13 protein-coding genes and 1 tRNA gene are annotated in these 14,124 nt (G+C 62.5%); 7 read left to right on the top strand and 7 right to left on the bottom strand.

Annotated features, from left to right (window positions below; genetic code table 11):
* Positions 1–71: 71 nt before the first annotated feature.
* From ACE3N9_RS15065 to ACE3N9_RS15055, 3 genes are all read left to right on the top strand, one after another.
* Positions 72–812: a ParA family protein gene (locus ACE3N9_RS15065; protein ID WP_374285010.1), complete on the top strand. Its 741-nt coding sequence runs from the start codon at positions 72–74 to the stop codon at positions 810–812.
* 101 nt (positions 813–913) lie between these two features.
* A complete protein-coding gene (locus ACE3N9_RS15060; RefSeq protein WP_374285008.1) occupies positions 914–1,807 on the top strand; it encodes a hypothetical protein in 894 nt (297 codons plus the stop codon).
* Positions 1,808–1,872: 65 nt separating this feature from the next.
* On the top strand, positions 1,873–2,544 hold the full coding sequence (locus tag ACE3N9_RS15055) for a glutathione S-transferase family protein (RefSeq protein ID WP_374285006.1): 672 nt from the start codon (positions 1,873–1,875) through the stop codon (positions 2,542–2,544).
* Between the two features lie 4 nt (positions 2,545–2,548).
* On the opposite strand, the gene ACE3N9_RS15050 is transcribed toward ACE3N9_RS15055, so the two are convergent.
* A complete protein-coding gene (locus ACE3N9_RS15050) occupies positions 2,549–3,505 on the bottom strand; it encodes a complex I NDUFA9 subunit family protein (protein WP_374285004.1) in 957 nt (318 codons plus the stop codon).
* Positions 3,506–3,736: 231 nt separating this feature from the next.
* Here ACE3N9_RS15050 and ACE3N9_RS15045 point away from each other — a divergent pair.
* Together ACE3N9_RS15045 and ACE3N9_RS15040 are read left to right on the top strand one after the other, a co-directional pair.
* Positions 3,737–3,823: transfer RNA gene (locus ACE3N9_RS15045), tRNA-Leu, on the top strand.
* A gap of 165 nt (positions 3,824–3,988) precedes the next feature.
* Positions 3,989–5,215: a tyrosine-type recombinase/integrase gene (locus ACE3N9_RS15040; RefSeq protein ID WP_374285002.1), complete on the top strand. Its 1,227-nt coding sequence runs from the start codon at positions 3,989–3,991 to the stop codon at positions 5,213–5,215.
* Between the two features lie 209 nt (positions 5,216–5,424).
* Here ACE3N9_RS15040 and ACE3N9_RS15035 read toward each other — a convergent pair whose 3' ends face one another.
* On the bottom strand, positions 5,425–5,763 hold the full coding sequence (locus ACE3N9_RS15035) for a hypothetical protein (RefSeq protein WP_374285000.1): 339 nt from the start codon (positions 5,761–5,763) through the stop codon (positions 5,425–5,427).
* Positions 5,764–5,777: 14 nt separating this feature from the next.
* Positions 5,778–6,170 carry a hypothetical protein gene (locus ACE3N9_RS15030; protein WP_374284998.1) on the bottom strand — a complete coding sequence of 131 codons (393 nt, stop codon included), beginning with the start codon at positions 6,168–6,170 and terminating at the stop codon, positions 5,778–5,780.
* A 321-nt stretch (positions 6,171–6,491) separates the two neighbouring features.
* Between ACE3N9_RS15030 and ACE3N9_RS15025 the strand changes: the two genes are divergently transcribed.
* Complete coding sequence (locus tag ACE3N9_RS15025; RefSeq protein ID WP_374284996.1) at positions 6,492–10,106, top strand: SIR2 family protein; 3,615 nt, start codon at positions 6,492–6,494, stop codon at positions 10,104–10,106.
* Positions 10,099–11,046, top strand: a complete 948-nt coding sequence (locus tag ACE3N9_RS15020) for a hypothetical protein (RefSeq protein ID WP_374284993.1) — start codon at positions 10,099–10,101, stop codon at positions 11,044–11,046. The genes ACE3N9_RS15025 and ACE3N9_RS15020 overlap by 8 nt, the downstream gene beginning before the upstream one ends.
* 83 nt (positions 11,047–11,129) lie before the next feature.
* Here ACE3N9_RS15020 and ACE3N9_RS15015 read toward each other — a convergent pair whose 3' ends face one another.
* The 4 genes from ACE3N9_RS15015 to ACE3N9_RS15000 form a co-directional block, all read right to left on the bottom strand.
* Positions 11,130–12,686: a hypothetical protein gene (locus tag ACE3N9_RS15015; protein ID WP_374284991.1), complete on the bottom strand. Its 1,557-nt coding sequence runs from the start codon at positions 12,684–12,686 to the stop codon at positions 11,130–11,132.
* A gap of 433 nt (positions 12,687–13,119) precedes the next feature.
* Complete coding sequence (locus tag ACE3N9_RS15010) at positions 13,120–13,323, bottom strand: hypothetical protein (RefSeq protein WP_374284990.1); 204 nt, start codon at positions 13,321–13,323, stop codon at positions 13,120–13,122.
* On the bottom strand, positions 13,314–13,898 hold the full coding sequence (locus tag ACE3N9_RS15005) for a thermonuclease family protein (RefSeq protein WP_374284987.1): 585 nt from the start codon (positions 13,896–13,898) through the stop codon (positions 13,314–13,316). Before ACE3N9_RS15005 ends, ACE3N9_RS15010 begins: the two co-directional genes overlap by 10 nt.
* A gap of 63 nt (positions 13,899–13,961) precedes the next feature.
* Positions 13,962–14,124: lytic transglycosylase domain-containing protein (locus ACE3N9_RS15000; RefSeq protein WP_374285068.1), on the bottom strand; the 163-nt coding region annotated here is incomplete at its 5' end.

Below are 14,124 nucleotides of genomic sequence, written 5' to 3'. Positions count from 1 at the left end.
CAAGCGATTGCAATAATTGCGAGTTAAGGCATCTTAGCGACAATTGTTAAGCATACGGGTGGGTCGCAAAGGTGGCGGTAATAGCCATAGCCAGCATGAAAGGGGGCGTCGGCAAGACGTCCCTGGCGGTTGATCTAGCGTGGCGATGTGCCGCGCTGGGCGGCCAGCGCACGCTGCTGTGGGATCTCGATCCGCAAGGCGGCGCTGGCTTCCTGATAGGGCATGACGAACCTTCCGTGCCGCGGGCCGTCGGCATGTTCCAGCGCGAAGGCCGCCCCCGCCAGCTGATCGAACCCACGGCCTATGCCGACCTGGCGCTGTTGCCGGCCGATGCCAGCCTGCGGCTGTTGCCGTTCCAGCTGGCCCGGCTCGGCCCGCGCCGCCTGGCCCAGGTGGCGGGCGTGCTGCGCGGCGATTACCAGCGGATCGTGATCGATTGCCCGGCCGGCTTCACCGAATTGACCGAACAGGTGATCGCCGCCGCCGATCTGGTGATCGTGCCAATGCCGCCATCGCCGCTGTCGGCCCGCTCGCTAGAGCAGATGCGGCGCGAACTGCTGCGCATCCATCACCGTCATCCGCCGATCCTGCCGGTGCTGTCGATGTACAATTCGCGCCGCCCGCTGCACCGCGAGCTGGCGCGGGACAGCGCCCAGGGCTGGCCGACGATCCCCTATTCCGGGCAAATGGAACAATCGGCGGTGCGGCGCGTGCCGCTGGGCGCCTTCGCGCCCCGGTCCGAAGCGGCCCGGTTCCTCAACCGGCTGTGGCTGGGGATCGAAGCCAAGATCGGGCAACGGCGCGCTGCCTGAGGTACGTACGGGCCTGATCATCCATCCGGCGGCAAAGGCGGCTGCGGAATAGTGCGCCGTGCCACTGGCCCTGCGCAGCCGCCGTGCCTATGACGGTGGGCATGGGCAAGCACGGCCGCCAGGCGATCATCGACATCGGTTCCAATTCCATCCGGCTGGTGGTGTTCGGGGGGGATCCCCGCACGCCGACGGTGCTCTATGACGACAAGGTCCAGGCCCAGCTGGGCCGGGGCGTGGTGGCGCGCGGCAAGCTTGACCGGCGCGGCGTGGCGCTGGCGCTGGCCACGCTGGGCCGGTTCGCCGCGCTGCTGCGGCTGATCCCGCTTGATAGCCTGCACGTCGTCGCCACGGCGGCGGTGCGCGATGCGGCCAATGGCCCCGAATTCCTGGGCCAGGTCCGCGCGCTGGGCCTGCCGGCTGAACTCCTCTCCGGCGAGGACGAGGCACGGGCATCGGCCTGGGGCGTGATCGGCGCCCATCCCGGCGCGGTCGGCCTCGCGGCGGACCTGGGCGGCGGCAGCCTGGAACTGGCGCGGATCGGTGGGGAACGCGTGCATGAATGCGTGTCGTTCCGGCTGGGCGTGATGCCGGTCGCGGCGATCCGCGCCCAGGGGCGCGGGCGGCTGCGCAAGACGCTGGCGGACCTGCTGGCCCCGCTCGACTGGACCCGGATGGCGCGCGGCCAGCAGCTTTTCCTGGTCGGCGGGTCGTGGCGCGCGCTGGAACGGCTCTACATGCACCTGACCGGCGCGAGCGAGGGGGCGCCGATCCCTGCCGCCGAAGCCCGCGCGCTGAAAACGGTGACGCGCGATCTTGGCGCGCGGCGGCTGGCGGCAGTGCCCGGCATCTCCAGTTCACGCGCGGCGCAGCTGCCCGATGCCGCCGCGTTGCTCTCGGCCCTGATCGCCGAAACCGGCCCGGCCAGCGTGGTGGTTTCCCACACCGGGCTGCGCGAAGGGCTGCTGCTCGAGCGTTCGCGCGACTTTTCCACCTGATTTGTCGGCCTACCCGCGCGGCTACGGGTTGAAGCGCGAATCAGGCACGGGCATGGGGGTTGACCATGTGGCAACTCTACCAGTTCCCCCTCTGCCCCTTCAGCCGCAAGGTTCGCCTGCTGATGAGCGAAAAGGGCATCGCCTACGAAATGTGGCGCGAAAACCCGTGGGAAGGGCGCGACGAATTCCTGGCGATGAACGCCGCCGGGCGCACCCCGGTGCTGCACGAGCCGGCCAAGGGGATCACGCTGGCCGATAGCCGGGCGATCTGCGAATATTTCGAGGAAACGGTCGAAAAGAACCAGCTGATCAACGGCACCGCCGCAGGCCGCGCGGAAATCCGCCGCCTGGTTGCCCTGTTTGACGAGAATTTCTTCGGCGACGTCACCGGCCCGCTGCTGCACGAACGGATGAAGAAGCGGCTGGTCTATCGCATGGCGCCCGACAGCAAGGTGCTGCGCGAGGCGATGAAGCTGGCGCACGAACACCTCTATTACATCGATCACCTGATCGACCATCGCCCCTGGCTGGCCGGCGCGACGATGAGCCTGGCGGACCTGGCGGCGGCGGCGCAGATCTCGGTCGCCGACTACCTTGGCGGGCTGGACTGGACCGGGCACGACCAGGCGCGTGACTGGTATGCCGTGTTCAAGAGCCGGCCGAGCTTCCGCCCGCTCCTGTCCGAGCGGATGGAAGTGATCCAGCCGCCCAGCCACTATGCCGATGTGAACGCCTGACCGGTCAGGCTGCCAGCCGGTCCTCGAACCGGCCGTGCTTGCGATAGCGCACCATCCAGCGCTCCAGGAACAGGCCGAGCGGACGGGCGCGCACGCCCAGCGCCTCGATCCCCGGATGCTGACCCGACGCCACGTTGCCGGCGCGCAGCAGCTGCCACTGCTGGCGGCTGAGCGGCGCCCCCGGCAGCCACCCGGTCATCGTCGCGAACAGGCCGGACAGGCCGTCGGGCATTTCGGCCAGCAGCACCTTGCGCTCCGCCGCGGCGGCGATCCGCTGGTTGAGGTCGAGCACGCTGATCTGCTCCGGCCCGCCCAGTTCATAGGTCTTGCCGCCATGCGCTGCCGGATCGACCAGGGCATTTGCGATCGCTTCGGCCAGGTCATCGACGAACAGCGGCTGGAACTTGGCCTGCGGCGCGAACACCGGGATCACCGGGAACAGGGCAATCAGCCCGCCGAACAGGTTGAGGAAGTGATCGTCCGGCCCGAACAGCACCGACGGGCGCAGCACCGTGGCCGTGGGGAAGGCCGCCAGCACCGCCGCTTCGCCCGCCGCCTTGCTGCGGGCATAGGCGGTCGCGCCTTCGGCATCGGCACCGATCGCGGACACGTGGACAAAGGCGCTGGCCCCGGCTGCCGCCGCCGCCGCCGCCGCGCGGCCCGCGCCGCTGCCCTGGACCGCATCCAGATCGCCGGAGAAGGCGCCGACCAGGTTCACCACCAGGTCCGATCCCGCAACCACGCGGGCGATCGATTCGGCATCGGTCATGTCGCAGCGCGCCAGCTGCACCTGGCCCAGGTTGCCCAGCGGCTTGATCCGGCCGGCCACTTCGGTCCGGCGGCAGGCCACCCGCAGCCGCGCCCCGCGCGCCAGCAGTTCCTGCGCCAGGTGCCGGCCAACAAACCCGCTGCCCCCCAACACCGTCACCAGCTTGCCCGAAAGATCCGCCTTGCCAGCCATCGCTTGCACCCCGTGATGTGAATCATCGCCCCGCCTATGCAGAGCTAAGGCCAGCGCATTGGCACAGCCCGGGCCCGCCCGGCAACCGTGAAGTCCCGGAATCCCGCCGGAAACGCATCCATGTTCAAGAAATCTTGTCCCAGTGCCAACAGCGCCGTTGACAACCCCCCACATGCCCCGCTAGTGGCGCCCTCCTACCCGGCGGCGGGCTCTCTGGCCCACCGCCTCCGTGCCCAGATGGCGGAATTGGTAGACGCACCGTCTTCAGGTGGCGGCGCTGGTAACGGCGTGGAGGTTCGAGTCCTCTTCTGGGCACCATTTGTTCTTTTCAGAACATCCCAAAAAGTCTATAAAAACCGCAGGAATCCTAGGGAATTGGCCCTTGGATGGTTCCGGATCGTCCCGGCTGTTCCCGGGGGTTCCTGACATTTTTGCGGGCCTTTTGCGGGCCTTTTGCAAAAAGCCGGAAAAAAAGGCCCGCACATGCCCCTGACCGAGACTCGGCTCCGCGCACTCAAGGCGAAGGACAAACCTTACAAGGTCGCCGACCAGCGCGGCCTCTATGTCGAGGTCACGCCGTCGGGCGGCAAACTCTGGCGGTTCCGTTACCGCATCGGCAAGGTCGAGAAGAAGCTTTCCATCGGAAGCTATCCCGACATCAGCCTGAAGCAAGCGCGAGAAGCGACCTACGAGGCACGCCATTCCATTGCGTCCGGTGGCGACCCGGCGTTCGAGAAGCGCAAGCAAAAGATCCGGGAGGAGTTCCTGGCAGCCCAAACATTCGAGGCCGTGGCGCGCGAGTACATCGAGCAGATGATGGTGCAGAATGGCAGGGCAGATGCGACCTTGGTGAAGGCCAACTACTTCCTCGAGCAATTGGCCCCGGCGATCGGTAGCCGACCTATCAAGGAAATCGAGCCGTTCGAGGTCCTGGCACCGCTCAAGCGTCTTGAAGCAACGGGCAAGCACGAGACGGCCAAGAAGTGTCGATCATTTGCCGGCCGGGTGTTCCGCTACGCGGTTGCTACCACCCGCTGCCAGTCCGATCCGACTAGCTTGCTCAAGGGTGCCCTCGTCACCCCTCGCGCGAAGCATTATGCGGCGATCCTTGAGCCCAAGGAGCTTGGCGGCCTGCTCCGCGCGATCGATGATTACTCTGGTTATCCGGTCACTAAGTTCGCGCTCCAGATCGCACCGCACGTCTTCGTACGGCCTGGCGAACTGCGTCATGCCGAATGGCGTGAGATTGATCTCGTGGAGGGTATCTGGAAGATCCCGGCGGGCAAGATGAAGGCACGCAGGGCACATGCCGTGCCGCTTTCCAAGCAAGTGATTAGCTTACTGACTGATCTAGCTGAAATGCTCGATCACAAGGGCTATGTGTTTCCTTCCGCGCGCAGTTTCACGAGGCCAATGAGCGAGAATGCACTGAATGCTGCTTTCCGCCGAATGGGTTTCTCAAAGGACGAGGTGACTGCGCACGGCCTTAGGGCAACCGCTTCCACTTTCCTCAATGAATCCGGGCTTTGGAACCCCGATGCGATCGAGCGTGCCCTTGCGCACGGCGACAGTAACGCCGTTCGGGGAGCCTACCATCGCGGTAAACACTGGGAGGAGCGCGTTCGGATGGCGCAGTGGTGGAGCGATCACCTCGATCAGCTTCGCTTGGGTGGAAATGTCGTCAAGATGCAGACTACTGCGGCCGCCTAGACTTGACTGTCAACTGCAATGGGCTCCTGAAAAGAACTTCGCAAACCAAAGCGGGCTAATCAGTTTCGCTGACATTTGCGATCTTCAACGTCTCGGCGTGACGTGATAAAAGCTGTCCGAGGTTCAGGAAGGAGGCGATGGCCGCAACTGGCCGTGAGCCATCTGCCTACTTTCAGTTCGGGGGCTCCACACCGGCCGTTTGCAAGCGTCTACTGGCCGTTGACTAGCACTGGCACCGCAACGTTCAACTTCGCGAGAACAATCTGCTGGTCAGGGCGCTTGATGAAAGGATCGTTGCAGGGGTTGTCGATGCGATCGACAGCTAAATTAAACTCGGTCGCATAGCGCAGCGCCTGGGACACAAGCCACTCATAACATTCATTAGCCGTAGCGAACTGTTGCGGGCTACGAAACAGCACTTTGAGCAGGTTATTACTCATTGGCGGGAAAAACAACTCGCCCATGTAGCCTGGGGGGATCTTTTCCAGATAGCACTCCACGCTTTGGCCGTCGGTGAGATGCAACCGAACTTCGTGAACTTCGATCATACCTACTCCCGGATTCATAGTCGCGGTTGCGCAGCATCGCGAGCGGCTTTGATCGCACGCGCCAGCGGCAGGTTGGTGGTGTCGTAATTCGGGAAAGCCGAACGAACCTGACGGAAAATCTGGTGCGTCGCACGAATGTTCGGCGGGCTCATCGCCAGCATCTGACGGGCAATTTGCAGGTTATCCAATAGCTGCGATCGAACGGGGTCATCTTCGCGCAAGGTAAGTAGCGCCTGCTCGGTTAGGTCGAGAGCGGTAACATGTAGTAGAATCGTGGCAGTGCCAAAAGTACCCATAGCTTCTATATGGTTGGCGCTCGTGCCCGTTTCAACAGAATTGGAACGGAGTCTCGTCGTTGAAATCGACAATCGTTGCAACTGGCAACGATGCCCCGCAGCCACCGCCATCAATGGCCGCCGTCATTTTGGTTCCGGGCCAGCCCGCACAGCGATCGTTTCCGGGTCAACCTTGATCGCACTGTCGATAATCACTGCCAAAAGCGACTTTCGAAGGACCGGAACGGGACAGTCGTCGAGAAAGAATGGCAAACAGTCCTTACATGAGTCGCTGATCCAGCGCTCTCCTGCACTAGACAGTTGGAAGCGATTCCCGGATGTTGGTTCTATGTTCAGCGATCACACATCAACGATCTATGAAGGACGACTAATGGTCGCAATAGCAGCGCCACTCCGACTTTATCATCGTTCGCAAATGCCGGACTTTTATACATGAGCCTTCGTTTTTCCGAGGCTGGACCGGAATTTCCCGAGCAGCTGGTCGATGCTCTTCTGACCGGCGATGTCGTCTTCCTGTGCGGCGCTGGGGTGAGCGCGCCGCAATTGCCTGGTTTCGGCGCGCTCGTGACACGCTGCTTCGCGGGTCTCAACGTCGAAATGAGTGCGTCGGAACAATTATCGTTCAAAGAGAGCCGGTTCGAGGAAGCACTAGGGTCGCTAAGCCGCCGGATCGTCAATCCAACCGACATGACACGCGCGGTCGTGGCGGAGTTGCAGCCGCCCGTCGATGCGGATCTCTCGCATCATCGCACCATCCTGCGCCTGTCGCGCGATCTCGAAAATCGCCCAGCAATCGTGACCACTAACTTTGACACGCTGATCGAGCGCGCTCTCGTCGAGACCGAGGATGCAGATCAGGTCCGTGCCTTCAGTTTCGCCGGGCAGGATCTACCGCCACCAGGCAGCGCCGGATTCGGCGGGATCATCCATATTCATGGTCGGATTGCCGACCCGGATCTCGGCCTAGATGAAACACCGCTGATCGTGACGAGCGCCGATTATGGCGATGCCTATATGCGATCGGGCTGGGCGTCGCGGTTCCTGTTCGACCTCTGCCGCACCAAAACCATCGTGCTGGTCGGCTACAGTGCCGGCGACGCGCCGGTACGATATCTCTTAAACGTCCTCGAAGCGGACCGGCAACGCTTTCCCGACCTGCGCCCAGTCTATGCAATCGACGGGGTGGTGAAGCGCGACCTAGCGGATGCCCGCTGGGCGGCGCTTGCGGTCGAGCCGATCGCCTATGAGTATCAACTTGATGCGGCAGGCAATCCGACAAGTCATGCGGCCCTCTGGCCGGACCTGGAGAGACTGGCGGACCTCGTCGAGCGACCGCGAGCGACGCGGCGCGACTGGGCGCAGACGATCCTCGCCAAGCCGTTCACCGACGCCAATGTCGCAGAACTCGATCACGCCGCATGGCTGTTCAATGGTCGTCAAGACCTGTGGTCGCTCGCGATCCCGACCATCGTTGACGGAGACTGGTTCGACTTTTTCGCCGACCGAAAACTATGGACAGAGCGCGACGCGTCCTGGATTATCGCCGCTTGGCTGGTCAGGGATCTTGCGTCGCCCGCCCGGTTTCGGCGAGCAGTCGACTGGCTCGAAAGACTCGGCAAGCCGTTCGCCGAGGAACTGGGGCGACGGATCAGGCAAGTGAAGGATGTGCCGGTTCCGTGGCACCGCCTCTGGCGCCTTCTCACGATCAGCCGACCCGATCGCGGCGACCTTTGGGAAGACCGCGCCTATGCACTCATGGAGGTGCTCAAGGGCTCCGTCGTGCTTTACGCCGATCTTGAACGGGCAGTGAGCTTGCTGACCCCCGCGCTCGAACTCCGTTCCGGCAGACCTTTCTTCGAAGACGAACCCACAGTTAATCCGCCGCGGCGTCTGTCCGACCTCGTCTGGCCGCGACTGACGCTTTCGGACCGCGGTGGCGCTTCAGATCTCGTTGCCGCGTTGACGGCGCTGCCGCAGCCGCTGATCCTGCTCGAGATCGCCAGCGCGAGGCTGCGCTCGACAGTCGGGCTTTCGCTCGACATCGGCACAATCGAGGGGGATTATGACGGCAATGACAGCGCAGTGCCGTCGATTGAGCCGCATGATCAGAACGAGCATCATGATGGACCGATTTTCTTGATCGAGTTGCTCGCGCGGCTGCTCACGCCGGCGGCCGCTGCAGATCGCGATGCCGTCCGCGCGCAAGCCTCGGCTTGGAAGGCCATGCCTGGTATCTTGGGGACGCGGCTTTGGCTGCATAGCTTGCGTCAGGGGGAGCTGTTCGACGCCGACGAAGCATTCGCCGGGGTGTTGGGCCTCTCGCACGATATCTTTTGGACAGTGCGCCGGGAGCTCGCGCTCGTGCTGCGCGATCGCGCCGGGGACGCAAATGCCGACTTGGTTGCCGCCGTCGAACGGCGCGTTCTGACAGAGGGGCAGGCCTATTATGACCGCTACGCGGTTGAGGACGGCCAGGCGGACTGGAGGAGCCATGCACTCGACGCGGAAGTCTGGCTGCGGCTCAACATGCTCGAGCAGGCCGGGAGACTGTCGGCCGAGGGTTCGGCGGAATTAGCAACCATCAAGGCGCGACGCGCCTATCTGGCGCGCGACGTCGAGGATCAAGACTTTTTCGGATCCTATTCGACCGGCGTCCGTATGGTGGTCGGCGATGCGCAGCCGATCATCGATGCCGCTGAAGGTGAACGGTTGCAGGTTGCGCGCGAAGTGCTCGGCAGCCATGATATCGAGAAGCGGCAAGGCTGGAGCGCGTTTTGCCGCACCAACCCGAGGGGCGCGTTTGATACACTCAAGGACGCGCCGCTCGATGCTGCAAACGCGCCGCTATGGCGAGGCCTGATCGGCGCGCTGTCTTTTTCCGAAGGCGAGATGGATCCCGACCGCCGACAGCTCGTCGTCGAACTCTTTGCCGCGATTGAGCCGGCCGAAGCACCATTTCTGGCACTGGTCGTCGACCGCCTTGCAGATCTTTACTGGTCCTCGCCGCGCCAAGCTGAGCCCGCGATCGCCGCTTGGTGGCATAGGCTGTTTGAGACGGCTGTGGCGCGTGACACCGAGCCTCTCGACTCCACGCGCGATCTTTATGCCGACCTGATCAACACCCCGGGCGGGCGCCTAACCCAGGCCACGCTCATTGACATCGAGGCCCGGCGCAAGGCGGGTGAATCAATCGATCCGGAACTGCTGGTAGCGCTCGATGCGGCTGCTGCGGCACCGGGCCGTCAGGGCACCATGGCACGGGGCGCACTCGTGTTCGCGGCCGGATTTGTGCTGACGATCGAGGGGCAGACCGTAGCGCCGTTGCTTGAAGCCGCGCTGGCGGGTGACGGCGACGAGGCCATCGCGCTGCGCCGGGTTCTCGTCACCGATTCACGCCTGTCATCGGTCGCCTCGAGGACTTTTAGCGCTGCAGTCCTGCGCGGTGTCAGCGAGCTCACCGGTCGTGGCCACGATCTAACCAACGCCGCCGCCAAGATCATCGCGCCAGCGTTGTCGATCCTGCGCGGCGAACAGACCGAGGCGGACTGGGGCATGGGCGTCGCCGACGCCGCCAGAGCGCTCCGCACTGGACCATTGGCTTTGCGCACTGGTGTGGCTGAACTGGTGAAGCAGTGGATCCATCAGATCGATGAGGATCGCGCGGTCGCCTGGCGGACGGGCATAGGTCCGCTGCTGCTCGCAGTCTGGCCGCGAGAGCGCAGCTTTCGCGAACGAGAGTTCAGCCGACACTTTGCCGATCTGGCCGTGGAGAGCGGCGACGCCTTTCCCGAAGCGCTTGAGCAGCTCCTACCGCATATGTCGCTCCTAGAAGGGCATGGTGGCACCCACGTGATCGAGCGGTCCGGGGCACCCGAGAAATTTCCACGTGAGACGCTCATCTTGCTGTGGAAGTTGTTTGGCCCCGGCACGACCAGCGACCTGTATGGCGTGCCGAAGATCCTCGATCGGCTGATTGCAGCGCTCCCCGCGATCGAACTGGACCGACGACTGCAATGGCTCGACCAGAAAGCCACGCGCTATGAGTGATCCGGAACCGACCCGGATCACCTTCGAGACCGTCGACCCGACTCTATCGCTCGATGAACAGAAGCGGCTAGTCGCTGATTCCGGCCGCCGACGGCATCTGAGCTGGGGGATGGATTTCGACAGCCGAGCGCTGTCACTCGACCCCGAAATTCCCGATCATTGGGAAGATCAGGTGAAGGAGCTCCACCGGCGAAACCTACAATCGGCGCGCGGCGGCATGGTCGCGGAATTCGGTGAGCGCGGCATCGATGCCAAGATCGACAATTTCGTAGCGATGGGCGTCAAGCCGTTCTCGGTACTCGCGCATCACAACGCATTGTTTCATCAGGTGCGGCAGGCCTTTGTGATCGGCTCTTACTATCCGGCGTTGGTTGGCGCATGCGCGCTTGGCGAGCGCATCCTCAATCACTTAATGCTGGACATGCGCGGCCATTTCACCGCGACGCCGGAATACAAGAAGGTGTATAGAAAAGATTCCTTCGACGATTGGCGCTTGCCGATCGACACCCTCGAAGCGTGGGGCATCCTGTTACCTGATGCCGTCGTCGAATACCGCGCCCTAATGGGTTTGCGCCACCGATCGATCCATTTCAACCCGGAGACAACGAACGCTCTGCGTGATGACGCACTTGCGGCGATCATCCATATGCGCACAATCATCGAGCAGCAGTTCGCGAGCCATGCCGTCCGCCCCTGGTTCATAGCCAATACGCTTGGCCATACCTTTATCCGCAAGGACTATGAGGACCACCCCTATATCCGCGCGTACTTCCTCCCAAATTGTCCGTTCGTAGGGCCGCTGTTCGGCATGGCTCCCGGGAAGGGCGGATGGGAATTTTTCGACCTGCCCGATTACGGCGATGGAGACTGGACGGACGATGAATTTGCAGCGGCTTACAATGACCGTGATCCCACCCTGGTCGCCGGACCAACGGGGTAGTCCACAAGGGGAGACTTGATGAGGGCGCGGCCAAATGCAGTGCGAGGATGCGGGTTTCCGGCAAGCGATAACAGGTCGTCCCCTTAAGGCTCATCGTCACCTAGGTCTTGTAGCCGGGCATACCATGGAAGCAGATCGCCCAGCGCATCCTGAAACGGATAATCTTTGGGCTCGGTCTTCGCCGACTCCGCGTCTTGATGGAGGCTGGAGAAGATCCAGCCGACTCGGTCCCCCGAAGCGATCTCGACCGTTTCCAGCAGCGACTCCGCAGTCGCGGTTCGCAGCACGTCCTCGAGCTCAGAGATGGTGCAGAATGCGACGGGGAGTCGATCCTCGCGTGAAATCGCATGGGCACTGGCATCCGCGAGAACATGGGCACGCTCAAGGATCTGGGGAATGATGGTCGCCCGCCCCGCGAACCATTCATCAAGGGTAAGGATCAAAAGCTTGACGTCATCGGAGAGGCGCGTCGGCGCTATGCCGAGCCGGCTGTGTGCATAGAACCGCCAAAGCTGCATTATGCCCTTGGCAATCTCCTCGTAGCCGCGATCTTCGCCAGGTGCTTCACCGAAGCGGGCGGCTACGCTCATCCGAGATGCTTTGCACTCAATCGCCAGTGAAACTACGCGGTGCCGATCACACATGAGAATGTCCGGGGTAGCGATCGGTCCTAAGGGCGTGCGATAACTAGTCTCCGGGTCAAACAGGACCGCTGGCAACATCCGCCTCAGCAGATCGAGCGCGTAACTCTCAAACTTTCGGCCAACTTCATCGCGAACGGCCCCGCCCCCGCCGACCACATCGTAAAACAGTCCGTTGGTCACCCGGTCCATGATCAGGTCCGGCAAGGGGGCAATCATCGTTCGCGCGCGATGGCCGACAAGGAGACAGGGATGTCGCCGGAGGATGCTAGGCTTATATGCGGTCGCGGTCTCTATCACGCGAATGTTCGCCGCTTGAGCCCGTGCGACGGCGATAGGGCAGGAGATACGCTTGAGCGTCTCCTGCAGGGTGGTTCGGGTGATTCCCCACTCGTGGATCAGCTCCATGTCCGTGGCCGGACGAATGCCGGGCTCGGGATAAAAGACCGAAAGCAGCGAGAACCCGACAAGGGTCATATCGGAGGGGGTGAGATTGGCGGCTTGTTTCAGATAGGCGGCGCACTCGCCCTGACCATAAATAAAGGCGCTCCGATAGAGAGGGGGTAGCCCGACATAACCGCGCTGCCAAGGAAACTGGCGAGCACCGATCCTGCCAAGTTCAACCAAGATGTTTACGTCCTCGCGACGCGCGAGATACTCTGCGCCCTCCAACGAGCGCAGCAGATTAACCAGATCGCCAATCGCGTTCCAGTTTCGGCAATCGAAGGATCGAAAAATGCTCTTGGGGGTCGTCAGGAGCTCGTTCGCAAGCGTCTCGAGTTCCCACGGATAAATTGCGTGCGGGCCGAGAATGCCATCTGTCGCAGCGTCTGGGGGGTAGCCGTTGAGGAAGCGCCCGGCCTCGGCAGCTCGACCCGTTTGCAGTGCGTTCAACGCCCAGAGCATGCGCAAAAATACGATATCGTCGGCTGTCGATAGGAGTTTCGAAAGGCTGCTCCTCAACCCCGGAAGTTGATCAATTCTGGTTGCGGTCGCCACAATAACAGTCCCTTAGCAGAATAATTCGGCAAGCGGGCGAGTAAGCATTACGCGAGTAGGGGGTACGGAATTAGCGGTCTTTCATCAATTCGTATGGAATGGTCGAAGGTAGGGCGGCTCCAGAAGCCGACACGGATTTTGAATGTCCGCTATCCCATTTCCCGGCTGAGAAGCCGACTAACCGGCTCGTCCAACTTCTCGTCAACTAATGCGGAGCGGGAATTCGCCAAGGACGCACTCTGGCCTCGCGGGCTCGGACCAGGGTGCGGCGTCGTCGTCGCTGACCCGCAGGCACTCTTGCGGCTCTCCTTGCCGAACGCCGGCTGGCGCCCAGTCCCGCGCGCCTGGCGTTCTGCGGCGTCGAGCCTTGCAAGGGTGCCGTTCCTTGTTGGCTTGCGGTGCAAGCCGTGGTGGCGCTGCCTCTTGGGGATTGTCAGATGAAGCGATCTGATCCTGGCGCGCTACCTAGCCGGTCGTACCGCTCGGCCACTGTGCGCCACATCGCGACGCCAGCGTCATCGCCTTCGAGTGCCAATCGTCCGATTTGGCTCGCGATATATGTTGGCCCGCGATCGCCGTGGTTCTTTTCAACCCACAGCGCGATACCCCACAGTTCCTGTTCGCGGGTCAGCACCATGGTTCGCGTCGCCCGCTCCAGGTCCTCGCCAGACCCTCGCTAACCAACTGGTCGCCAAGCGATCGTCCATTACGGACGACGACCCTCAGCTTGCGGCCATGCTGGTCTTCGTCACGGTTTCCGATCGAATTAAGTTCGAACGGGCCTTCGTTGAGCAGCTCCCGAAGCCGGTAGGTTGCCTTCATGCCGAGCTCGTATTCCGAGTCGCACTTTGGCTCGCTGATCTCGGGAGTATCGATGTCGGCGATCCTGATCTTCACTCCATCCAACCAGAACGTGTCTCCATCGACGACGCAGGTCTTACGAACCATGCCGCAGAGCTCGAAGTGCGGCGAGTTGCCAGCCGAGAGGAGCGTCAGTGGAGTTGATCCACCTTGATCGCCGTTAGATGAGCCTATGCCCGCCAGCGGCCAATTCAAGGCCAGCATGCCGCCAGCAAAGACAATCGAAAATGCTCCCAACCCCAAGATCAGCTCCTTCCTGCGCCGCTTGCGGCGCTGGATATTCAACTCGTCCCTAAAGTCGAAGTGCACAACGTTACCATCGTCTTCATTGTGAACTGGCCTCTTCGGCATGACCTAGACAATATCCCTCTTCCAAGCCCTTCTGATTCTCGAATTACGATAGCGTCCCTCGCATCAGATTTGCGAGCCGATTGTGCGCCATCGCGCCAATACGTTTCGGACGTAGCCAGGCGTCTCCGAATTTCGGGGGATGCCGCCGGCCCGTTCGACCGCCCTGGGGCCAGCATTGTATGCTGCCAGCGCAAGATGGATCGCGCCGAACTTGTCGAGCATCTCT

The sequence above is a fragment of the Novosphingobium sp. genome, assembly GCF_041905565.1.
Taxonomy (GTDB): Bacteria; Pseudomonadota; Alphaproteobacteria; order Sphingomonadales; family Sphingomonadaceae; genus Novosphingobium.
The sequence above is the reverse complement of the archived record's forward strand: the minus strand, read 5'-3'. Positions and strand labels throughout refer to the sequence as shown.